This window comes from Sinorhizobium sp. (assembly GCF_059070375.1).
Window position 1 is genome coordinate 831,556 of sequence record NZ_JCACWC010000001.1, and the last position, 20,840, is coordinate 852,395.

Below are 20,840 nucleotides of genomic sequence, written 5' to 3' on the forward strand. Positions count from 1 at the left end.
GAATCGATCACGTTCGTGATTTTTGGTCGACTCGATCAGAAATCGTCGTGATCTTGTACTGCCTTGAACTGCGGGGAGAATGGCAGAAGCAAGAGCACTCGACAAACGAGCAATCTTGCGGGTAGGCATGAATCAAACTTGGTCTAAACGAAGCTGATTCCATGGAACTCCCAAAACTGCCCCTCAATGCATTGCGTGCCTTCGAGGCATCGGCGCGCCACTGCAGCTTTACCCGTGCCGGACTGGAGCTACGGGTTTCGCAGACCGCGATCAGCCATCAAGTGAAGTCGCTCGAGGATCTGCTTGGCGTCAAGTTGTTCCGGCGGCTGCCGAGGGGCCTCGCCCTTACCGATGAGGGGTCGGCGCTTGCGCCGGTGATGAGCGACGTGTTCAAGCGCATGTGTGCGGCCATAAGCCGTTTCGAAGAAGGAAACTTCCAGGAAGTCGTGACCGTTGGCGTCGTCGGCACCTTTGCGATCGGCTGGCTGATGCAGCGCTTGCCGGATTTTCATGATGCACATCCGAACCTGGACCTGCGCATCCTGAGCAATAACAACCGCGTCGATCTGGCCGGCGACGGCCTCGACTTCGCGATCCGGTTCGGGGACGGGTCATGGCATGGCACGGACGCAATGCATCTGTCGGTCGCACCGCTATCGCCGGTCTGCTCGCCTCGGATTGCTGCTCGGCTCAAGGAACCGGTCGACCTCGCCGGAATCGAGCTGTTGCGTTCGTACCGATCCGATGAGTGGGCCCAATGGTTCCGGGCAGCGGGCGCCCAGCCTCCCATCCTGCGCGGCATGGTTTTCGATACCTCGCTGGCGCTGGCAGAGGCGGCCGCCCGGGGCTCGGGCGCAGCCCTCCTGCCGATCACCATGTTCGAGCATTATATCGAGAGCGGACGGCTGGTTCAGCCTTTCGACATCACGGTGGCAGCGGGCGACTACTGGCTGACTTGGCTGAAGTCACGCCAGTTCACCAGAGGCATGACCGCGTTCAAGTCGTGGCTGAAGCAACAATTGCCCAACCCTGCCGGCGTGCCATAGGCGGCAGGGTAGCTGCCGGGGCATGCCCGCCCCGGCATACCTGGCTTCAGACTGGTCGCCGCGCCCTCATGTCAAGGGCGAGTTCGCTGTCCTTGATTTCGCTGGTCGGCGCGAGCATCGAAAGTTCGAACGGCCGCAATGCGCTGCGTTCGGCCATGCGATGCGGCCAATCGGGATTGACGAGCGCGCCGCGTCCGAGCGCGATCATGTCCGCTCCGGCTTCCACCACCTGCTCAGCGCGCGCAAGATCGTGCAGGCTGCCATTGGCGATGAGGAAGAGACGCGGAGCGTGACGGTGGGCAAGCGACACGAGAGAGATGTCGCCGCCTTCGAAAGCCGGTTGCCAGGCTTCGAACTCCGTCACGTGAGCGAAATCGGCCGGGCTCCCGGCCAATGCCTCGAACACTCTCGCCGCCCCCTGTTCCCGCTCCGCCCATTTGTGCCGGAAGTCGTTGACCTTCCCCTGGGAGAGGCGCAGGCCGAGCGGCACGGATTGGCCGATGGCCGCGCGTACGGCCTTCAGCACTTCCAGGGACAGGCCCAGGCGAGCGACGATGTCGCCGCCCCAACGATCCTTGCGATGGTTGGTATAGTCGGTGAAGAACTGATCCAGGAGATAGCCGTTGGCGCCGTGTATCTCGATGCCGTCGAAACCGGCGACCTCGATCGCCAGGCGCGCGGCACCGGCGAAACCCTCTATCGCGGCGGCGATCTCTGCTTCGCTGATCTCGCGCGGCACGGCATAGGGGCCGTCGCCGCGGTAGCCGGTCATCTGGCTGCCTTTAGGGCGGACGGCCGAGGGACCGACTGTACCGGATCGGTGAGGATTTGCTTGAGACAGCGCGCCGCCATGCATGAGTTGCGCGAAGATCCTGCCCCCGGCCGCATGGACCGCATCGACGACGCGGCCCCAGGCCTCCGCCTGTTCCCGGTCGGTCAGGCCGGGCTGGCCCGAATAGGTCTGCGCATAGACCTTGTCCGTGTAGATGCCTTCTGTCGTCACCAGGCCGAAGCCGCCGCGTGCGAAGCGCTGATAGTAGTGCACCATGCGTTCGCCCGGCACACCGGCGGACGAAGCGCTGATGCGTGTCATCGGAGCGACCGACAGCCGGTTGGCGAAATCGAGACCTTTGAGGCTGGTACCGGTGAAGACCGGTGAGGGGATGATCGCCGGCGCGTTCATGTCAGCGGCTCCCGTCAAGCGCGATGGCCTCGATCTCGATCAGCGCCTTTGGCGAATAGAGCGAGGAAACCTCGATGATGCTGTCGGCTGGATAGGGCGCGGAGAACCACCTGCGGCGCAGTTCTACGATCTTTGCGAAATTTTCCATGGAGCGCAGGAAAATCGTAACCTTGACGACCTTGTCGAGCCCGGAACCGGAGGCCTTCAGGGCGCGATCGAGATTGCCGAAAGCCTGCTCGGCCTGGCGGTCGAAGTCGCCCTCGCCGACGATCTCGCCATCGTCGCCGATCGCCGCCTGACCCGAAACGAAGACGAACCCATTGGCCTTGATTGCCTGCGAAAGCAGGAACGGAGCATAGGGATCCGGCTTCGTGACGACCTGTTCGAGAAACATGGGGTGTCCTTTCATGATTGAGTTCTTCTCAGCTCGGCACTGCCGCCTTGCTCGTCGAGGGCAATATGTTGGTCCCTTCGCGCATTGACAAAGGAGCATTTCTCAGTCGATAGATGAGTTGAAATCATGCGTGAGGAAGTGATGAGAAAGCTGCCGTCACTTGGCGCATTGCGGGTCTTCGAGGCTGCTGCCCGCCGGCTGAGCTTTAAGGACGCATCCGAGGAACTCAACGTTTCGGCGACCGCCGTCAGCCACCAGATCCGCCAGTTGGAGGAGACGCTGAACGTCAAGCTCTTCGAGCGCGCAACGCGACAGGTGCATCTGACCGCCGCGGGAAAGACGCTGTATCCGGTGCTGCGCGACGGCCTGGACCGCTTCGAACAGGCGATCGCAGACGTGCGCCGCCAGCAGGCGGGACAGGTGGCGCGGCTCACGTCCACCGTCGCCTTCGTCGCGAAGCGGCTGGCGCCGCTCGCAGGCTCGTTTCGCGAGGCGTATCCGGATTGGACGTTGCGGCTCGACGCCTCCAACCTGGCCGTCGATCTAGAGGCGGATGCGGATGCCGCCATCCGTTTCGGCGGCGGCAACTATCCGGGGCTTGTCACGGAGCCGCTGTTTGCGGATCGCTTCGCGCCGGTCTGCGCGCCGCGCCTGGTTCGAACCAGCGCTGCCGATCTCCGGCATGCGACGCTCATCCATTTCGATTGGGGTCCGGCACGGCGCGACGATCCGCGCGCGCCCGTGTGGCGGCAATGGCTGGCACGGGCCGGCGTCGCCGACATCGACGCGAGCGCGGGAATTTCATTCACAGACGAAATCCACGCGGTCCAGGCCGTTGTGGCCGGGCAGGGGATCGGGTTGCTGAGCCTCACCCTGGTCGCGGAAGAGCTCGCTTCCGGCATCCTCGTCCAGCCATTCGAACTGTCGCTCGAAGGCGACCGCTGCGATCTCGTCTACAGCCCGCGCATGGCCGACCGGCCTGCGACGCGCGTGCTGCGCGACTGGGTGATGGCGCAATTCGGCGATACGGAGCATCGACTCGGCCGGCGGTCACTTGCCCAGCCTCGCGCTTAGAGCACGATGCTCTTGGGTCGGGTGGACCTAAAAACATGAACATGATCGATTTCAGGACGTTTGAGCGGGATGCGGGCGGAAAGCTGTACCCACGTCGTCGGCAAGGTGTCGCGCGGCGGAGTTTTTGCGCCAACATGTGAATTGCCGGTCGTCGAGCGCTTCGGCGCGCCGGTGCACGGCTTGGCTCTCTGAACCCGTGGCTCTATTATCTTCTTTCATGGGGTCCAGCCTCCGCGCCGTTGCGGAAATTACGGAAAACGATTGTTGAAATGACATCCACTGCGACCGCCGCGACGGTTTCCAAGAATTTCGGGGCTTTCCAGGATGCCGCCGTGCGCGAGCCGGTGATCATCACCAAGAATGGCTGGCCGCGCACCGTGCTCATCGCCTATGAAGACTATCTGCGGCTGGCGCGACGCGATCGCCGGGTCGAGGCAACGGCGGAGCTGAGCGGCGACGAGCGTGCCGCAGTCTAAAAATCCGAAATGGAGACGGGCTTCGATCATCTCGATGCCGAACTGCTGACGGACAAGAATGCTGCCGACTGAAATAAAGGTCGGCCACGTCTTCCGTTATTCCTATCTTTGGCACTGGCAATATCTCAAGGGCCGCGAGGAAGGTGACAAGGATCGGCCCTGCCTGGTGCTGGCGCTGGTCACCGCGCTCGAAGATGGCACGCCCGCGGTGCGGGTGCTGCCAATCTACCCATACGCCACCGGGCAAGCTCGACGAGTCGATCGAGATGCCACCGACGACCAAGCCGCCGCCTTGGGCTTGATGACGAGCCCTCCTGGATTGTGCTCAGCGAAAGCAACCGCTTCGCTTGGCCTGGTCCGGATATCCGGCCGGTGAATAGCGACAGCGGCTATTTCGGACCGTTGCCACCGGCGCTGTTTGGCGAAGTAAAGCGCCGCTTTGTCGAACTTGCCCGGGCTCAACGGCACCAGCCGGCAATCCGCAGCGATTAAGGTGGGCGGCAGAGAGTGCTTTGCCCGCAGCGGCATGAGTGAGGTCCATCGGATAGGGCGCCGCGACGCGTTCGGAAAGCACGCGCGGCGCCCCGACTTTATACGTTCCGAGACCTGAATTTTCAATCAGGATACAATTTCGTGCAGGTTCTCTTTCCTTTTGAATTGGATGCCCTAGCCTTCTGTGAGGCGCTGCGTTTGGAGAGGAGACGCCTAGATGTCCGATGCCGACCAGACAACGGCGGACCTGTCACGCTTGCGGCGACAAGAATTCATCACCTTTCTCGTGCTGGCCTTCGGCATTTGGCCACTTGTTGCCGTGGGGTTCGTAGGCGCCTACGGCTTTCTCATCTGGATGTTCCAGATCGTCGCCGGGCCGCCGGGGCCGCCGGGACATTGAGGGCGGCATGGGCGAGGGCACGGACACATCGAGACGGAATTTTTTGCGCGGCCGGTACGACACGCCAAGCCATCGTGTCTGTCCCCCCGGAACTACTGCTGCGAGCCTCGATGCCTGCACCGGCTGCGGGAGGTGTGTCGACGCCTGTCCGACGCACATCATCAGGTTGATCTCGGATCGCCCGGCGCTCGATTTCTCCGTCGCAGAGTGTACATTTTGCGGTCAATGCGCGGAACTCTGTCCCGAGCCGGTTTTCACCGGCCGGCTGGGATACTTTCCCCACGTCGCGATGATCGGCGAGAGCTGCCTTGCCAGGAACCGCACCGATTGCCAGGCCTGTCGCGACGTCTGTCCGACAGAGGCGATCCGCTTCCGTCCGCGTGCCGGCGGACCCTTCTCACCCGAGCTTAGCGATGAGGCCTGCACCGGCTGCGGCGCCTGTCTTTCCGTCTGTCCGGTGGCGGCGATCGGCATTCGCGAGGTCGAGTGGGAGCGCGCCCATGTCTGATCGGAGCGCGTCCTATCATATATCCAGCGCGGTTATCGTGACGATGCCACATATGCGGGAGCGTGTCGTCGAAAGTCTCACCGAGATGCCGAACGTCGACGTTTACGCCCATGAGGCGGGAAAGATCGTCGTCGTGATCGAGGGCACGAGCACAGGAATGCTCGGCGAAAGTCTTTCGCGCATCGGGATGCTCGAGGGCGTGGTGGCAGCGAACATGGTGTTTGAGCATGTCGAAACTCAAGGAGAGGTCGGCCATGACCGGCGAACTGACGCGGCGTGAAATGTTGAAGGCGCATGCGGCCGGCATCGCCGCAGCTACGGCAGGGATCGCGCTTCCGGCGGCGGCGCAGCCCGTGCCGGGCGGCGTCGAAGCACTTCAGATAAAGTGGTCGAAGGCGCCCTGCCGTTTCTGCGGTACCGGCTGCGGCGTCATGGTCGGGGTCAAGGAGGGACAGGTCGTCGCCACACATGGCGACATGCAGGCCGAGGTGAACCGCGGCCTCAACTGCATCAAGGGCTACTTCTTGTCCAAAATCATGTACGGCGCCGACCGTTTGAAGACGCCGCTCCTGCGCAAGCGCAACGGCGCCTTTGCCAAGGACGGCGAGTTCGAGCCGGTGAGCTGGGACGAGGCCTTCGACGTCATGGCCGAGCAGGCGAAGCGGGTGCTGAAGGAGAAGGGGCCGACCGCCGTCGGCATGTTCGGTTCCGGGCAGTGGACGATCTTCGAGGGTTATGCCGCGACCAAGCTGATGCGCGCCGGTTTCCGCTCCAACAATCTCGATCCGAATGCCCGCCACTGCATGGCCTCGGCGGCCTATGCCTTCATGCGCACTTTCGGCATGGACGAGCCGATGGGTTGTTATGACGACTTCGAGCACGCGGACGCATTCGTGCTCTGGGGTTCGAACATGGCCGAGATGCATCCGATCCTGTGGACGCGGCTCGCCGATCGAAGGCTAGGCCATGAGCATGTGAAGGTGGCGGTTCTTTCGACCTTCACCCATCGCAGCATGGATCTTGCGGATATTCCGATCGTCTTCAAACCTGGGACCGATCTGGCGATCCTTAACTACATCGCTAATCACATTATCCAGACAGGGCGGGTGAACGAGGATTTCGTCAGCAAGCACACGACCTTCATGGTCGGCGCGACCGACATTGGCTATGGCCTGAGGCCTGATAATCCGCTCGAGGTCAAAGCCGTGAACGCCAAGGATGCGGCGAAAATGACGCCGAGCGACTTCGAGAGTTTCAAATCCTTCGTCTCGGAGTACACGCTCGACAAGGTGGTCGAACTCACGGGGGTCGAGGCTGGGTTCCTCGAACAATTGGCAGATCTCTACGCCGATCCCAACCGCAAGGTGATGTCGCTCTGGACCATGGGCTTTAACCAGCATGTGCGCGGCGTCTGGGTCAACCACATGGTCTACAACCTCCATCTGTTGACCGGGAAGATCTCCGAACCCGGCAACAGCCCTTTCTCGCTCACTGGACAGCCCTCGGCCTGCGGAACGGCGCGCGAGGTCGGCACATTTGCCCATCGGCTGCCGGCCGACATGACCGTTGCAAACCCGGAGCACCGCAAGCATGCCGAGGAGATCTGGCGCGTGCCTTACGGCATCATTCCCGAGAAACCGGGCTACCACGCAGTCGAGCAGGACCGGATGCTGAAGGACGGAAAGCTCAATTTCTACTGGGTGCAGGTCAACAACAACGTCCAGGCGGCTCCCAATACGCAGAACGAGACCTATCAGGGCTATCGCAACCCGGAGAACTTCATCGTCGTCTCCGACGTCTATCCGACGATCACCGCTATGAGCGCGGACCTGATCCTTCCGGCTGCCATGTGGGTGGAGAAAGAAGGCGCCTACGGCAATGCGGAGCGCCGAACCCATGTCTGGCACCAGCTGGTGAATGCCCCCGGCGAAGCACGTTCCGATCTCTGGCAAATGGTGGAGTTCTCCAAGCGCTTTACCACCGACGAAGTGTGGCCGCCCGAGACTCTCGACGCCAATCCCGGCTATCGGGGCAAGACCCTCTACGATGTGCTCTTCAAGAACGGCAATGTCGACCGTTTCCCCGCAAGCGAAATCAACAATGAATATGCCAACCGGGAAGCGGAGGCCGTCGGCTTCTACATCCAGAAAGGCCTTTTCGAGGAATATGCCTCCTTCGGGCGCGGACACGGCCATGACCTAGCGCCCTATGACCGCTACCATGAAGAACGGGGCCTGCGCTGGCCGGTCGTCGACGGCAAGGAGACGCTCTGGCGCTACCGGGAAGGGTACGATCCCTATGTGAAGCCGGGGGAGGGCGTGAAGTTCTATGGTCGCCCGGACGGCAAGGCGGTGATCCTCGCCGTTCCCTACGAGCCGCCGGCGGAATCTCCCGACGACGAATACAATGTCTGGCTGGTGACGGGCCGCGTCCTCGAGCACTGGCACTCCGGCTCGATGACGATGCGGGTGCCGGAACTCTACAAGGCGTTCCCCGGTGCCGTCTGCTTCATGAATGCCGGTGACGCCCGCGATCGCGGTATCAACCAGGGCGCGGAGGTCAGGATCGTTTCCCGACGCGGCGAGATTCGCGCCCGCGTCGAGACGCGCGGCCGCAACCGCATGCCGCCGGGCGTCATCTTCGTACCCTGGTTCGACGCCAGCAGGCTGATCAACAAGGTGACACTCGACGCAACCGATCCCATCTCCAAACAGACGGATTTCAAAAAATGCGCGGTCAAAATCGTCTCTGTCGCATGATGAGAACCCCTGGACCGATGCTGGGGGCGCTATTGGCGATCCTGTTCGTCGCAACGGGAGCAATCGCGCAAATGGCCGACAAACGGGTGCCGGAGCTTTCCGGCCCGCCGCAGGAAATGGGCGACGTAGCGGCGCACCCGATCCCGAAATGGGTCGTTGACGACGTCCGCAAGGAGCGCGCCTATCCCGACCAGCCGCCTATCATCCCGCACTCGATCGAGGGCTATCAACTTTCGGTCAACACCAACCGATGCCTATCCTGCCACAAGCGCGAACTCACGCAGGAATCCGGCGCGCCAATGATCAGCGTCACCCACTACATGACGCGGGAGGGGCAGATGCTCGCGGACGTTTCGCCGCGGCGTTACTTCTGCACAACCTGCCATGTGCCGCAGGCCGACGTGCGACCGCTCGTGGGCAACACCTTCCGGGACATGAGCGAGATGGGCGTGAAGCAGGCGGGGAGCGAGTAGGCCATGGCTCGGATAAAGCGCCTCCTGCTCTGGGTGTGGAGGATTCTGACCACGCCGGCCGCAACGCTCAGCCTCGCCTTTTTGACGCTCGGCGGCTTCGTCGGTGGCGTGATCTTCTGGGGCGCCTTCAACACCGCGTTGGAGCTGACCAACACGGAGGAGTTTTGCGTATCATGTCACGAGATGCGGGCCAACGTATATGAGGAGCTTACGCGCACGGTTCATTTCTCCAACCGCTCGGGCGTCCGGGCATCCTGTCCCGACTGCCACGTGCCGCATGAATGGACGGACAAGATCGCCCGCAAGATGCAGGCTTCGAAGGAAGTGTGGGGCAAGATTTTCGGGACCATCAATACGCGCGAGAAGTTCCTCGACCACCGCCTGGAACTCGCCAAGCACGAATGGGCGCGGCTCAAGGCCAACGACAGCCTCGAGTGCCGCAACTGTCACTCGTCGGCAGCGATGGACCTTTCCAAACAGACCCAGCGTGCCGCGGAAATCCATACGCGTTACCTGCTGCCGGGCAGGGCGACCTGCATCGACTGCCATAAGGGCATCGCTCACGAACTGCCCAACATGCAGGGCGTTGAGCCCGGATGGAAGCTGCCGCCCGAACTCGAAGGAGAGACGCTGCCCTCCGCTTCCGCGATTGATGACCTGAAGAAGGCCATGGATAACGCCCATAGAATGGTCGCATCCGAACATTGACGCCAGCTGTGCGGACCTAGGACGATTTGTTTCAGATGGAAGGATGCCTGCTGGCACGGCGTTGTGCGCGGCCCACGACCAGGTTACGACGATTAGCGAAATCCGTGCCCGTTCCGCCGACACGGGATTGCCTCCTCGGCAGTCGCTTTGGCATAAATGGCGCGCGAAGGCGCGATTTAAGCAGCCAGCCGTTCACAAATAGAGCAGCGCTCGCAGAAGTGACCGCAACGGGGCGAACTGCGCCGCCGGACCCACCCAAAGGAGACGTAGGCTGAAAGGCAAAACCAGTCTACTTCAGACCACTTCCCCGCGATTGTCTCGAGCCGCTGATTCTCACATCAAGTGACAAAATCCAGCAGCGCTTCTTCAGGCGAAAATGGCTCTGGCACGGTCAAGACGGGGTAATTCACTCTTCGTGTTCATCGCCCGCCAGCCCACTGCGCCGTCGCTGCCAAATGAACACCGGAATTCCGAGCAGCAGCAGGATCAGACCATAAAGGACGGCCTCTGCTCCGCAGCCATAAAGTGTGAACATGGCAAAAGCAAAAGCGATAAGCTCAATGATGGTGACGCGCGGTACGATTGCGCCTTTGGTGACACGTGCTGAGACAAGGCTGCCCGCAAGGGCACAAAAGGCGTAGGGCACTACCGCGGTCATTGTGCTCAACCCCACGAAAAGCCGGTAGATCGATGAGAAACCCTGGGAGCCAGCCACCTGAAGCAGCACAAGCAGTGTGGCAAGTAGTGCCGAAACGATGATCCCGATGGCGGGCACGTTGCGCCCCGATAGTTTGCTGAATAATGGCGGAAAGAGACCATCCTGAGCGGCGGCCATCGGCACCTGGCCCATCAGGAGTGTCCAGCCGTTCAGGGCTCCGATGGAAGACACGACAATAGCCAGGGAAATCGCAAGCTCGCCGGACCGACCCCACATGATCCCGGCAGCCTTTGAAAAGGGAGCAACGGAATTTACCAGCTCCTCTCTGGGCACAAGTCCGATGACGACGATGCTGCCGAAGACGTAAAGCGTGGCAGCGATACTTATTCCAAGCACGGTTGAGCGGGGAATGGTTCGCTCTGCGTCGCGAACATCACCGGCCGGTACGGTGGCCGATTCAAGCCCGAGATAGGCAAACATCGTCAGCGGAGCGAGAGCGGCGCTTGCTTGGAGCAGCGGCAGACCGCTGGGGTTGAATTCAGCAAAGTGAGAGGTGTCGATGTACAGCAGACCGAGTATGGCAACTGCACCAAAAGGTATCATCTTTGCATAGGTGGTGATTTCGGAGAAAAGCCCGGCCGCGTGGACGCCGCGTAGATTGACGAGAACCACTGTCCAAATCACGCCCAAGGTAAGGCAGACCGCCACTGCGCGACCGTGTATAAATGGGAAGAGATCAAGCACGACGCCGGCGAAGGCTGCTGCGATGACGGGCAGTGCGGCCCAGATCGAAATCCAGTACCCCCATGCAATTAGAAAACCTGCAAAGTCTCCATAGGCCAATCGAGTATAGGCGTAAGGCCCGCCCACGACGGGCGCCAGGCGGGCCAATTTCGCGAAGGTGAGACCAAGGCAGATCGCGCCCGCTCCCATGATGATCCAAATTAGAATAGCAAGGTTGCCGTAAGGAGCGATCGCGGCCGGAGAGAGATAGAAGCCCGATCCGACCATGTTGCCAACGACTATCGCGGTGCATGCGGCCAAACCCAGGCCTTTACCATGTTCGGGTGTCGACATGCTGGATCCCCCTCGAGAGCGGTGCTCATGAGGTGGTCGCGCCAGTTTCTCTCCGACAGAGACAGCCAACGCGAGCCACCTCTGCCTAAGGTCTGCTGCCCTACGTTCGACAGCTCACATTCTCGCGAATTGGAATTTTACGCAATACGAAAGAGGGAAGCTTCGGATGTTACTGAGATGGCGAGACGAACGAAGCTCAATACTAGCAGGCGAAAGCCGTAGATGAATTGACCGCCCTTGAGCTATACTATCCCGACGCCTTTATGGTCTTGTTCGAGGTGCTCATTGAGAAGCGGTTTGTCCCTAGCAGCCGATGGCGATCAACTGCCCTGCGGCCGCGGAGAGCTACACCTGTAAATGCTTCGCGATGTCGTAGAGGTAAATCCTCAGGGAGCGAATGGTGGATGAGCAAGGTTTCCTGCGCGCGTCGATCGCTGCAACCGTAGTAGTGGCTGGCTTTGGAATTGTGTTCGGCTTTTTGTCCGGATCGTTCTCGATCGCCTTTGACGGTGTTTATTCCCTTGCGGATGCTGGAATGACGATTTTGGCGCTGTTTGTCTCCAGCCTGATTGTGAGGTCAGCCGAGAGCAGCGCCCGTCCTGGGCGGTTGAGCAGCCGGTTTACGATGGGTTTCTGGCACCTTGAACCCATCGTCCTCCTCCTGAACGGCAGTCTGCTGATGACAGTAGCGGTCTATGCTCTCGTGAGCGCGTTAATCAGCATTTTGAACGGCGGCCATGATCTTCAGTTTGGATTCGCGATCGTCTATTCGGCCGTCACGGTCGTCGCCTGCGCCGTCATGGCCACGCTTGGAACGAGGGTCAACCGCAAGCTTCGATCGCAATTCATCACGCTCGACGTAAAGGCCTGGATGATGTCCGGCGGGATTGCACTGGCTTTGCTGGTCGCCTTCCTTATCGGGCAGGCGGTATCCGGCAAGTCGTTTGGTTGGCTTGCCCGCTATGTGGATCCCGGGGTCTTGGCCCTTGTTTGCCTTGTGATCATTCCTCTGCCGATCGGCACCGTGCGGCAGGCCCTTTCTGATATTTTGCTCATGACCCCAGCCGATCTGATGGCGCGCGTGGATCAGGTGGCCGGCGAGACAGCGCGGCGGCACGGCTTTCTATCCCACCGGGCGTATGTGGCGAAGGTCGGACGCGCCACGCAAGTTGAGCTTCATTTCCTCGTGCCAAGGAACCTTCCAGCGAGAACTATCGAACAATGGGACCAAATCCGAGAGGAAGTTGGCGCAGCGATCGGAGACAAGAGCCAGGATCGCTGGCTCACCATCGCATTTACTGCGGATCCGAGTTGGGCAGAGTAGCTGAGACCTGCTTCGACTCCGGCAGGTTCCCTGTTCGCCTCTCCAAAGCTTTCGTCGTCCTATTGATCCGAATCAACGACGCGTGAGCATGTCGGATGTAACACTGTGCCATTGCAGAGGCTTAGCACTAGGCGAGTGACGCCAAGACCTTGATCGGCAGGAGGCTGGAACATGGAGTTCTACAGGGCCTTCCCTATTGCCATAATCGACGACGACTTCGAAGGGAAGAATGCCGCCGGGCGCGGTATGCGGAACCTGGCGGATGCGATCGAAAAGAAAGGTTATCGCATCGTCGGAGGGGTAACCTATGAGGATGCGCGCCGCCTCGTTCATGTCTTCAACACAGAATCGTGTTGGCTCGTCTCAGTCGATGGGAGTGAGGACCGTGCCACCCGATTGGAAGTTTTAGGCGAGGTCCTCGCCGCCAAACGGTCCAAGAACAATCTCCTGCCAATCTTCCTTTTTGGAGACGATACGACCGCCGAGATGGTGCCAGCGAACGTGCTGCGCCACGCAAACGCATTCATGCGGTTGTTCGAGGACTCCCCCGAATTCATGGCCCGCACGATCACCCGCGCGGCGCACAACTATCTCGATCGGCTGCCACCGCCGATGTTCAAGGCGCTGATGCAATATACGCTCCACGGCGCCTATTCCTGGCATACTCCGGGACATGGGGGCGGGGTAGGTTTTCGCAAGAGCCCGGTAGGGCAGCTTTTCTATGAGTTCTTCGGCGAAAACACGATGCGTTCGGATATTTCCGTGTCCGTGGGAAGTGTCGGTTCGCTTCTCGACCATACCGGTCCCATCGCCGAGGGGGAGCGAAACGCCGCGCGCATCTTCGGTGCTGACGAGACGCTCTTCGTTGTCGGCGGAACATCCACCGCGAACAAGATCGTCTGGCATGGCATGGTGAGCCGCGGCGATCTTGTGCTGTGCGACCGCAACTGCCACAAGTCAATTCTCCATTCCCTCATCATGACGGGCGCGACCCCAATCTACCTGACGCCGTCGAGGAACGGTCTCGGGATAATCGGGCCAATCGCCAAGGAACAGTTCACACCTGAAGCGATCGCGGAGAAGATCGCGGCCAACCCGTTTGCCGACGAAACGCATGGTAGAGTGCGGCTGATGGTGGTGACCAATTCCACCTACGACGGGCTCTGCTACAACGTCGACGGCATCAAGGCATCGCTTGGCGAATCTGTCGACGTCCTGCATTTTGACGAGGCTTGGTATGCCTATGCGAACTTCCATGAGCTTTACGACGGCTATCATGCGATCTCTTCCGCGAGCCCGGCTCGCTCACGGCGCGCGATAACCTTTGCGACACAGTCGACGCATAAGCTTCTTGCGGCTTTTTCGCAGGCATCGATGATCCACGTTCAAGATGCCGAGGAAGAGTGCCTGGACATGACGCGCTTCAACGAAGCGTTCATGATGCACACGTCGACTTCGCCACAATATGGAATCATCGCCTCATGTGACGTTGCCGCTGCGATGATGGAGCCTCCCGCTGGTCGGGCGCTGGTACAGGAAACCATCGACGAGGCGATCAGCTTCCGCCGGGCCATCAACAGCGTCAGGAACCAGTTCAACGGCTCATGGTGGTTCCAGATCTGGGAGCCCCCGATCGCCGACGAAACGCCAAGCGGTTCAAAGGCGGAATGGCTTCTGAGACCGGGAGATACCTGGCACGGATTCGAGGGCCTTGCCGAAGATCATGTGATGGTCGATCCGATCAAAGTCACCATTCTTGCTCCAGGGCTTAGCGCTAACGGCACCATGCTGGAGCAGGGCATCCCCGCAGCCGTGGTGACAAAATTCCTGTCGTCGCGCCGAATCGAAATCGAGAAGACCGGGCTCTATTCCTTCCTGGTTCTCTTTTCCATGGGAATCACGCGGGGAAAATGGAGCACTCTCATTACCGAACTCATCAATTTCAAAGATCTCTACGACGCCAACGCACCACTCACTCGTGCTCTTCCAGCTCTCGTGGAAGCCCATCCGGAAGCCTATCGGGAATTGGGGCTCAAGGATCTCTGCGCGCGTATTCACGAAGCCTATCGCAAGGACGGTGTGCCACAGGCGCAACGGGACATGTACACGGTCCTGCCTGAAATGGCGCTCCGGCCGGCAGATGCCTATGAGCACCTGGTCAAAGGGCGCGTAGAAAGCGTTGAGATCGACGAACTCATGGGCCGTACTCTCGCAGTGATGATCGTTCCTTACCCGCCAGGCATCCCGCTCATCATGCCGGGTGAGCGGGTTACCGCTGCCACGAAGTCCATCCAGAATTACCTCCTCTATGCACGTGCATTCGACAGAAAGTTTCCTGGTTTTGAAACCGACATCCACGGGCTCCGTTTCGCACCCGGCACAGCAGGGCGGCGGTATCTCGTGGATTGCGTGACCGTGGAGGCACGTGATGATACCGCGTGACGTGAAGGCGCCAACCGTGGCCATTCCGTTTCACAAGCTGCTTAAGGTTGTAGCGATAGTGGACGGAGCCAACGCGCAGACTAGAGAGCTTCTTGATCAAATCGCTTCCGAGAGATTTGATGTTGAACTTCGCGACAGCTTCGACGGTGATGTGTCCGAGGACGCGTCCGTCGGAGCCTATATCGGCTCGGTCGAGAATGGGCGAATTGAGGACGCTCGCAACTTCGTTCGAGCTGTCAGGAAGCAGGGCTTCCGCACACCGCTCTGGGCGCTTGCCGACTTGCGGGGCACCGCCGACATCCAAGCAGCCGAGATGGCGGGGGAGGTGGACGGCTTTGTTTATCTTGGGCAGCAAACACCCGCCTTTTACGCCAAACAGATCATCTCCAGCCTGGTCAATTACGGCAAGACACTGCTGCCCCCGTTCTTTGGCGGCCTCATGGCCTATGATGGAGAAGCGAACATAGCCTTCGATTGTCCCGGCCACCAAGGTGGCCAGTTCTACCGCAAGTCGGCAACCGGGCAACTCTTTTTCAAGTACTTCGGGGAAAGCATCTTTCGCAACGACCTCTGCAATGCGGACGTCGACTTGGGAGATCTGCTCATCCATGAAGGTCCGGCGGTCGAGGCCCAGAAGAACGCGGCCAAGATCTTCGGCGCGGACCGGACCTACTTCATCCTGAACGGCACCAGTACGTCCAACAAGGTCGTCACCAACGCTGTCCTGCGGGCAGGGGACCTCGTGCTCTTCGACCGCAACAATCATAAGTCGCTGCACCAGGGAGCGCTCGTCCAGGCTGGAGCGATACCCGTATATCTACCAACCTCCCGCAACCCCTTCGGCATGATCGGTGCTGTGGACTGGGATGCGTGGGATGAAGCCGAGTTGCGCGACCGTATCGCGAACCATCCTCTGTTAGAGAACAAGGAAAGAGCCAAGGGGGAGAGGCCATTCCGCCTCGCCTGCATTCAGCTCGCTACCTATGACGGCACGGTCTACAACGTCCGCAAGGTCATGGAGAAGATCGGGCACTTATGCGATTACGTGCTCTGGGATGAGGCCTGGATCGGTTACAACGCATTTCATCCGCTGTTCAGGGACCACAGCCCGATGCGGCTCGAGGCGCTCGGGCCGGATATGCCTGGGCTCTTTTCCACCCAGTCGGTCCACAAGCAGGGTGCAGGCTTTTCACAAGCCTCGCAGATACACAAGCGCGACGAGCACATTCGAGGCGAACGCCGCTTCATCGAGCATAAGCGGTTCAACGAGTCCCTGTTGATGCATGTCTCGACATCGCCCTTCTATCCACTGTTCGCATCCTTGGACGTGAATGCAAAGATACATGAGGGCAAGGCAGGTGAGGCACTCTGGGACCGCTGCATCGATCTGGGAATCGAAGCGCGCAAGAAGTTCCGCGAGTTCGTTCGCCACTACGAGTCTACTGGCAATGGTCCCGAAGAGCGTTGGTTCTTCGATCCCTTTGTGCCGGATGTGGTCACCATATCCGCATCGGAGCACACTCAGGATGTTGTCGATGCCCGCTGGGAGGACCTTCCGACCGCGTTGCTCAAACGGGAGCAGCAATGCTGGCGCTTCAAACCGGAGGCCGCATGGCACGGTTTTTCGGGCTATTCAGACGAATATGTGATGGTGGATCCCAACAAACTTACGTTGCTGACGCCAGGCATCGACCGCAAGACAGGCCACTATCGCGATTTTGGCATTCCCGCGACCGTCGTCGCGAACTATCTGCGCGAGCAGCGTGTGGTTCCTGAGAAATGCGACCTCAACAGCTTGCTGTTCCTACTGACCCCGGCGGAAGACGAGAGCAAGATCAACACTCTCATCGCCAAATTGGTAAAGTTCAAGAACCTCTGGGACCGGGATGCCTCTCTCGCAGAAGTCCTGCCGACCGTCACTGCGTCAAACAGGGAGCGCTACTCCGGCTATACGCTGCGTCAGGTCTGCGCCGAAATGCATGGATTCTATCGGCAGGCCGGCGTCAAGGAGCTGCAACGCCTCTGCTTCCGAGCGGAAAGTTTCCCCGAGCCTGCAATGTCCCCGAAACGGGCCTGTGAGGCTTTGGTTGCAAATGACGTGGACTATATTCCTCTCGAGGAAGCCGCTGGCCGTATCTCCGCCACTCTCGCACTCATCTATCCACCCGGGATCGGGGTAATCGTACCTGGAGAGCGGTGGGACGATCGGGCAAAGCCGATGCGCGACTATTTCCTGGCGTTTCAAGAATCATTCAACCGCTTTCCTGGCTTCAACTACGAGGTCCAGGGAGTTTTTCAGGAACGCGTCGACGGGCAGATCAAGTTCTACACATACACCGTTCGCGAATGACTGCCTCGCACAAGGGGAGTACCGAGGCCATGTCTGAAAATTCAATCAGTGTCGTTGCTGCAGCGGCCGCGCCCAAGAAGATGAACCTGATGCAGCTCACGTTTATTGTTGCCGTGAACATGATGGGCTCAGGCATAATCATGCTGCCAGCAAACATGGCGCAGATCGGTGCCATATCCCTTCTGTCATGGCTGGTGACGGCGATCGGATCTATGGCAATCGCCTTTGGCTTCGCTCAAGCGGGTCTCTTCAATCAGCGTCCGGGCGGAATGTCGGCCTATGCCGAGGATGCTTACGGTAGGCCGGGATACTTCCTGGTGTTCTTTCTCTATTTTCTGTCTCTGGCGATAGGCAACGTTGCGATCGGCATCTCGGCCGTCGGGTATCTTGCCGGTTTCTTCCCATGGCTGACCTCGACCCCCGTCATGACTTGCATAGGCTTGATCGCTCTGCTCTGGTTGACGACGGTCGCCAACTTTGCGGGACCGCGGATAACGGGCCGCATCGGATCGGTCACTGTTTGGGGCGTTATAATACCGGTCGGACTAATTTCGATCATTGGTTGGCTGTGGTTTAGTTCGCAAATTTTTACGGATGCATGGAATCCGAAAGGTTTGACGCTTGGGCAAGGAATGGGCTCGAGCATTTCGCTGACGCTATGGGCCTTCCTAGGGATGGAATCGGCCGCGCAGAACTCCAATGCAGTCGAGAACCCCAAGAGGGATGTGCCTCTTGCCTGCATGTTCGGGACGCTAGGGGCAGCGGTGATCTACGTCCTGTCTACGACCGTGATTCAGGGGATCGTGCCGAATGCCGATCTTGCCGCCTCCACGGGCCCGTTCGCCCTTGCCTACGCCACAATGTTCAGTCCAGCGATCGGCTCGGCTATCATGGCTCTCGCGGTGCTCGCCTGTTTAGGATCGCTGCTGGGATGGCAGTTCACTATCGCCCAGACCGCGAAGGCCGCCGCCGATGAGCGCATGTTCCCGGCCCTGTTCTCGCGAGTGAACCATGCAGGGGCGCCCGTCACTGGCATGATCGTGATGGGTATCGTTCAGACCTTATTGGCACTGATGACGATTTCGCCGACGCTGAACGAGCAATTTGCCTCACTTGTGAACCTTGCTGTCGTTACAAACGTGCTGCCCTACATCATTTCCCTTTCCGCGCTCTTCGTCATGATGAAGGCGGCCGGGGTTCCCGAGGGCAAGTACCGTTTGAACGCGGCCATCGCTATGGTGGGGATGCTTTATAGCGTCTTTGCGATTTACGCATCCGGCAAGGATGCTGTGATGGGCGGCATGCTCGTGACTGGTATAGCCTTTATCATTTACGGCCTCATTGCGCCTCGGTTCATAAGCAAGCAAGAGACGTTGCGGACGGTTTGATGATTGGCAATTCGGGAGGGAGAACTATGCAAAACGCACCCGATCGGTGGCGCCATCCGGGCAGGCGATCCATTGCTGGTGGGCTTGCCATGTGTGCTGTCGCTGCAGCCTCTTGGACGTCGGCCGAAGCGCAGACGCTGGAGCGCATTCGCAGCGCCGGAACGTTTAAGCTTGGATACGAGACGGATGCGCGACCTTTCTCCTTCGAAAGTGAGCCCGGTGAAGTCGTCGGCTATGCCGTCGCACTCTGTACGGAAATCGTTGATCAGGTTAAATCCGAGCTAGGGCTTGTGGATCTTGCGGTAGAATGGCTCCCACAGGACACGGGGCTGGGCATTCAGGCCGTGCGAGAGGGTTCAATAGACTTGCTCTGCGGCGCAGAGCCCGTCACGTTGAACCACAGAAAGGACGTTTCCTTCTCCATCGCTATCTTTCCAAGTGGGACGGGAGCGGTCGTGAGCGCCAATTCCCCCGTTGCCCTGCGGGAAGTACTCACAAAGGGCCAACCTTCGGATCGGCCTATCTGGCGCGGTTCCCCCGCGCGGACGGTACTTGAGGAAAAAACGTTCTCCTCCATCGCCGGCACGACCAGTGAAACCTGGCTGGCGGAGCGCGTTAAGACGTTCCAGCTCTCCGCGAGCGTGTCGCCCGTCGAAAACTACAAGCAAGGCATCGAAAGGATACTAGCCGGAAACTCCGACGTTCTCTTCGGTGACCTGCCGCTTCTTCTCGACGCCGCTACTCGCAGTGAAGGCTCAGGAAACCTGATCGTGCTGGACCGCCATTTCACCTACGAGCCGATTGCACTGGCACTCGCCCGCGGTGACGAGGATTTTCGTCTCGTTGTCGACAGCTCGTTGAGCGAGACGTTCCGATCTGAGGATTTTCGTGAGTTCTTCACCCAATGGTTCGGCCCGCCCGACGAAACCATTGTCACTTTCTTTCGGCAGACAACATTGCCTGAATAATATCGGCGGATTGTAGCTCGCTCAATATAGCTCCAACAGGGCTTGCCTGAAGGCGTGCGTTCGCCCTGTTGAATTCCTGCAGTTGGTGCGTGAGACCGCCGAGAAGGAATGCACCTCCCAGCTTGAACAGGATGCTAGTGACGTGCCTTCTTCCCTAATCAGTGACTACGCTCCATTTGTCATCCGGGTCGAAACGGTCGATGAATGGTACGATTGCCTCGGTGCTCGGACCGAGATCCCGTTCGTAGACGATGCCCTGTTGATTGATGACGAAGGTCTTGACCCCGGTTTCGGCATAGGTGACAGGCCAGGTGATCAGCGCGAAGCCAGCGATCATGTTCCCGTTGATGGTATAATCGTATTTGCCGCCGGCGATATTGTCGCCTTGTGAGGTCAGGATGCGGAACCGGTAACCGAAATAGCCTTCTCCGGCCCTTGCTTTTTCCAGAGCGGCGTCGCTGATAGCGTCACCGACCGGGCTTTCGCCATCCCCCTGGTCTGCCGGCCAGTAGAGCCCATCCGTCTGGCCCGGGCTGCTGATCAGCTTCTGAGCGTATTCGAAAACCCCGTCCGCATCGCGGTCCTGCAATACATAGTCCTTCTGCGCCTCGACATAGGCGCGCGCGGTCTCGATCGCCTCCAGCTCGTTCTCGCCAACGCGGCGGTTAACGATCTCCTCGAGCCCGACATAGGTGTCGAAGGCCCATCTGCCGCCCTCGTCCTTGGCGATCGGAAACGGCAGTGGCCAAAGCCTGTCGCCGATGACGATGATCTTTCGATTGTCGAGATCGCGCACGAGAATGTTGCGGGCCGCACCCTCGCGAATTAGACTGAAGGTCTCCATCGCCCCTTCGCCCGCTTTCAGTTGTGTCGCGTTCAGGCCCAGAAGTCGTGCCAGACCGTCGAAATCATTGGCGGCAAGGGCCGACTTGAAGGCTTCCACCGCGTTCGCCGGATCGTCGAACGCCGGCGGCTCTCCCGCAGCGGCATAGTCGTAGATGCTTGCTGGTCCCTCTGTCTGCGCGAGAGCAGCATCGATCGGGGCGAGGAGGGGAGCAAGCGAAATCGCCGATCCCAGGAGAAGTGTGTGCAATAGCTTGATCATGGTCCTGCCTCTCGC

At 59.8% G+C, this 20,840-nt stretch carries 17 protein-coding genes and 2 pseudogenes; 15 read left to right on the forward strand and 4 right to left on the reverse strand.

Features of this window, described 5'->3' with window-relative positions; genetic code table 11:
* Nucleotides 1-161: 161 nt before the first annotated feature.
* Nucleotides 162-1,046, forward strand: a complete 885-nt coding sequence (locus tag AC5J09_RS04030; RefSeq protein ID WP_494296937.1) for a LysR family transcriptional regulator — start codon at nt 162-164, stop codon at nt 1,044-1,046.
* Nucleotides 1,047-1,092: 46 nt separating this feature from the next.
* Here AC5J09_RS04030 and AC5J09_RS04035 read toward each other — a convergent pair whose 3' ends face one another.
* Together AC5J09_RS04035 and AC5J09_RS04040 are read right to left on the reverse strand one after the other, a co-directional pair.
* Complete coding sequence (locus tag AC5J09_RS04035) at nt 1,093-2,229, reverse strand: NADH:flavin oxidoreductase (RefSeq protein ID WP_494296938.1); 1,137 nt, start codon at nt 2,227-2,229, stop codon at nt 1,093-1,095.
* 1 nt (nt 2,230) lies between these two features.
* Nucleotides 2,231-2,623, reverse strand: coding sequence for a RidA family protein (locus tag AC5J09_RS04040; RefSeq protein WP_018096585.1), 393 nt, complete (start codon nt 2,621-2,623; stop codon nt 2,231-2,233).
* Nucleotides 2,624-2,749: 126 nt separating this feature from the next.
* Between AC5J09_RS04040 and AC5J09_RS04045 the strand changes: the two genes are divergently transcribed.
* The 9 genes and pseudogenes from AC5J09_RS04045 to AC5J09_RS04085 all read left to right on the forward strand — a co-directional run bounded on the left by AC5J09_RS04045 (nt 2,750) and on the right by AC5J09_RS04085 (nt 9,513).
* Nucleotides 2,750-3,697, forward strand: a complete 948-nt coding sequence (locus tag AC5J09_RS04045; RefSeq protein ID WP_494296939.1) for a LysR substrate-binding domain-containing protein — start codon at nt 2,750-2,752, stop codon at nt 3,695-3,697.
* Nucleotides 3,698-3,966: 269 nt separating this feature from the next.
* Nucleotides 3,967-4,245, forward strand: a pseudogene (locus AC5J09_RS04050) (type II toxin-antitoxin system prevent-host-death family antitoxin).
* A pseudogene (locus AC5J09_RS04055) lies at nt 4,232-4,665 on the forward strand (plasmid maintenance toxin (PemK-like)). The pseudogenes AC5J09_RS04050 and AC5J09_RS04055 overlap by 14 nt, the downstream one beginning before the upstream one ends.
* Before the next feature lie 217 nt (nt 4,666-4,882).
* Nucleotides 4,883-5,065, forward strand: a complete 183-nt coding sequence (gene napE, locus AC5J09_RS04060) for a periplasmic nitrate reductase, NapE protein (RefSeq protein WP_324764878.1) — start codon at nt 4,883-4,885, stop codon at nt 5,063-5,065.
* A gap of 7 nt (nt 5,066-5,072) precedes the next feature.
* On the forward strand, nt 5,073-5,573 hold the full coding sequence (locus AC5J09_RS04065) for a ferredoxin-type protein NapF (RefSeq protein WP_494296940.1): 501 nt from the start codon (nt 5,073-5,075) through the stop codon (nt 5,571-5,573).
* Nucleotides 5,566-5,853: a chaperone NapD gene (locus AC5J09_RS04070; protein ID WP_324764880.1), complete on the forward strand. Its 288-nt coding sequence runs from the start codon at nt 5,566-5,568 to the stop codon at nt 5,851-5,853. The genes AC5J09_RS04065 and AC5J09_RS04070 overlap by 8 nt, the downstream gene beginning before the upstream one ends.
* On the forward strand, nt 5,828-8,332 hold the full coding sequence (napA, locus tag AC5J09_RS04075) for a periplasmic nitrate reductase subunit alpha (RefSeq protein ID WP_494296941.1): 2,505 nt from the start codon (nt 5,828-5,830) through the stop codon (nt 8,330-8,332). Before AC5J09_RS04070 ends, napA begins: the two co-directional genes overlap by 26 nt.
* Nucleotides 8,302-8,805 (forward strand): nitrate reductase cytochrome c-type subunit, encoded by a 504-nt coding sequence (locus tag AC5J09_RS04080; protein ID WP_494296942.1) that lies wholly within the window; start codon nt 8,302-8,304, stop codon nt 8,803-8,805. The genes napA and AC5J09_RS04080 overlap by 31 nt, the downstream gene beginning before the upstream one ends.
* Before the next feature lie 3 nt (nt 8,806-8,808).
* Complete coding sequence (locus AC5J09_RS04085; RefSeq protein ID WP_324764883.1) at nt 8,809-9,513, forward strand: NapC/NirT family cytochrome c; 705 nt, start codon at nt 8,809-8,811, stop codon at nt 9,511-9,513.
* A gap of 406 nt (nt 9,514-9,919) precedes the next feature.
* Here AC5J09_RS04085 and AC5J09_RS04090 read toward each other — a convergent pair whose 3' ends face one another.
* Nucleotides 9,920-11,248: an amino acid permease gene (locus AC5J09_RS04090; RefSeq protein WP_494296943.1), complete on the reverse strand. Its 1,329-nt coding sequence runs from the start codon at nt 11,246-11,248 to the stop codon at nt 9,920-9,922.
* Between the two features lie 397 nt (nt 11,249-11,645).
* On the opposite strand from AC5J09_RS04090, the gene AC5J09_RS04095 reads away from it, so the two are divergent.
* The 5 genes from AC5J09_RS04095 to AC5J09_RS04115 all read left to right on the forward strand — a co-directional run bounded on the left by AC5J09_RS04095 (nt 11,646) and on the right by AC5J09_RS04115 (nt 19,720).
* A complete protein-coding gene (locus AC5J09_RS04095) occupies nt 11,646-12,572 on the forward strand; it encodes a cation diffusion facilitator family transporter (RefSeq protein ID WP_494296944.1) in 927 nt (308 codons plus the stop codon).
* A 171-nt stretch (nt 12,573-12,743) separates the two neighbouring features.
* Nucleotides 12,744-15,014 (forward strand): Orn/Lys/Arg family decarboxylase, encoded by a 2,271-nt coding sequence (locus AC5J09_RS04100; RefSeq protein ID WP_494296945.1) that lies wholly within the window; start codon nt 12,744-12,746, stop codon nt 15,012-15,014.
* A complete protein-coding gene (gene speC, locus AC5J09_RS04105) occupies nt 15,001-17,364 on the forward strand; it encodes an ornithine decarboxylase (RefSeq protein ID WP_494296946.1) in 2,364 nt (787 codons plus the stop codon). Before AC5J09_RS04100 ends, speC begins: the two co-directional genes overlap by 14 nt.
* Before the next feature lie 29 nt (nt 17,365-17,393).
* Nucleotides 17,394-18,752 (forward strand): putrescine-ornithine antiporter, encoded by a 1,359-nt coding sequence (gene potE / locus AC5J09_RS04110; protein ID WP_324764888.1) that lies wholly within the window; start codon nt 17,394-17,396, stop codon nt 18,750-18,752.
* A 26-nt stretch (nt 18,753-18,778) separates the two neighbouring features.
* The gene (locus AC5J09_RS04115; protein WP_494296947.1) at nt 18,779-19,720 is read left to right on the forward strand and encodes an amino acid ABC transporter substrate-binding protein; all 942 of its coding nucleotides are present in this window, start codon (nt 18,779-18,781) and stop codon (nt 19,718-19,720) included.
* A 154-nt stretch (nt 19,721-19,874) separates the two neighbouring features.
* Here the strand turns inward: AC5J09_RS04115 and AC5J09_RS04120 are convergent, their stop codons facing one another.
* Nucleotides 19,875-20,825: a DUF2950 domain-containing protein gene (locus AC5J09_RS04120; RefSeq protein ID WP_494296948.1), complete on the reverse strand. Its 951-nt coding sequence runs from the start codon at nt 20,823-20,825 to the stop codon at nt 19,875-19,877.
* Between the last annotated feature and the right edge of the window lie 15 nt (nt 20,826-20,840).

Coding starts and splice junctions, on each gene's coding strand:
- AC5J09_RS04040 (WP_018096585.1), bottom strand. CDS start 2,623: ATGTTTCTCGAACAGGTCGTCACGAAGCCGGATCCCTATGCTCCGTTC.
- AC5J09_RS04030 (WP_494296937.1), top strand. CDS start 162: ATGGAACTCCCAAAACTGCCCCTCAATGCATTGCGTGCCTTCGAGGCA.
- AC5J09_RS04085 (WP_324764883.1), top strand. CDS start 8,809: ATGGCTCGGATAAAGCGCCTCCTGCTCTGGGTGTGGAGGATTCTGACC.
- AC5J09_RS04045 (WP_494296939.1), top strand. CDS start 2,750: ATGCGTGAGGAAGTGATGAGAAAGCTGCCGTCACTTGGCGCATTGCGG.
- AC5J09_RS04035 (WP_494296938.1), bottom strand. CDS start 2,229: ATGAACGCGCCGGCGATCATCCCCTCACCGGTCTTCACCGGTACCAGC.
- AC5J09_RS04120 (WP_494296948.1), bottom strand. CDS start 20,825: ATGATCAAGCTATTGCACACACTTCTCCTGGGATCGGCGATTTCGCTT.
- speC (WP_494296946.1), top strand. CDS start 15,001: ATGATACCGCGTGACGTGAAGGCGCCAACCGTGGCCATTCCGTTTCAC.
- potE (WP_324764888.1), top strand. CDS start 17,394: ATGTCTGAAAATTCAATCAGTGTCGTTGCTGCAGCGGCCGCGCCCAAG.
- AC5J09_RS04095 (WP_494296944.1), top strand. CDS start 11,646: ATGGTGGATGAGCAAGGTTTCCTGCGCGCGTCGATCGCTGCAACCGTA.
- AC5J09_RS04115 (WP_494296947.1), top strand. CDS start 18,779: ATGCAAAACGCACCCGATCGGTGGCGCCATCCGGGCAGGCGATCCATT.
- napE (WP_324764878.1), top strand. CDS start 4,883: ATGTCCGATGCCGACCAGACAACGGCGGACCTGTCACGCTTGCGGCGA.
- napA (WP_494296941.1), top strand. CDS start 5,828: ATGACCGGCGAACTGACGCGGCGTGAAATGTTGAAGGCGCATGCGGCC.
- AC5J09_RS04100 (WP_494296945.1), top strand. CDS start 12,744: ATGGAGTTCTACAGGGCCTTCCCTATTGCCATAATCGACGACGACTTC.
- AC5J09_RS04065 (WP_494296940.1), top strand. CDS start 5,073: ATGGGCGAGGGCACGGACACATCGAGACGGAATTTTTTGCGCGGCCGG.
- AC5J09_RS04090 (WP_494296943.1), bottom strand. CDS start 11,248: ATGTCGACACCCGAACATGGTAAAGGCCTGGGTTTGGCCGCATGCACC.
- AC5J09_RS04080 (WP_494296942.1), top strand. CDS start 8,302: ATGCGCGGTCAAAATCGTCTCTGTCGCATGATGAGAACCCCTGGACCG.
- AC5J09_RS04070 (WP_324764880.1), top strand. CDS start 5,566: ATGTCTGATCGGAGCGCGTCCTATCATATATCCAGCGCGGTTATCGTG.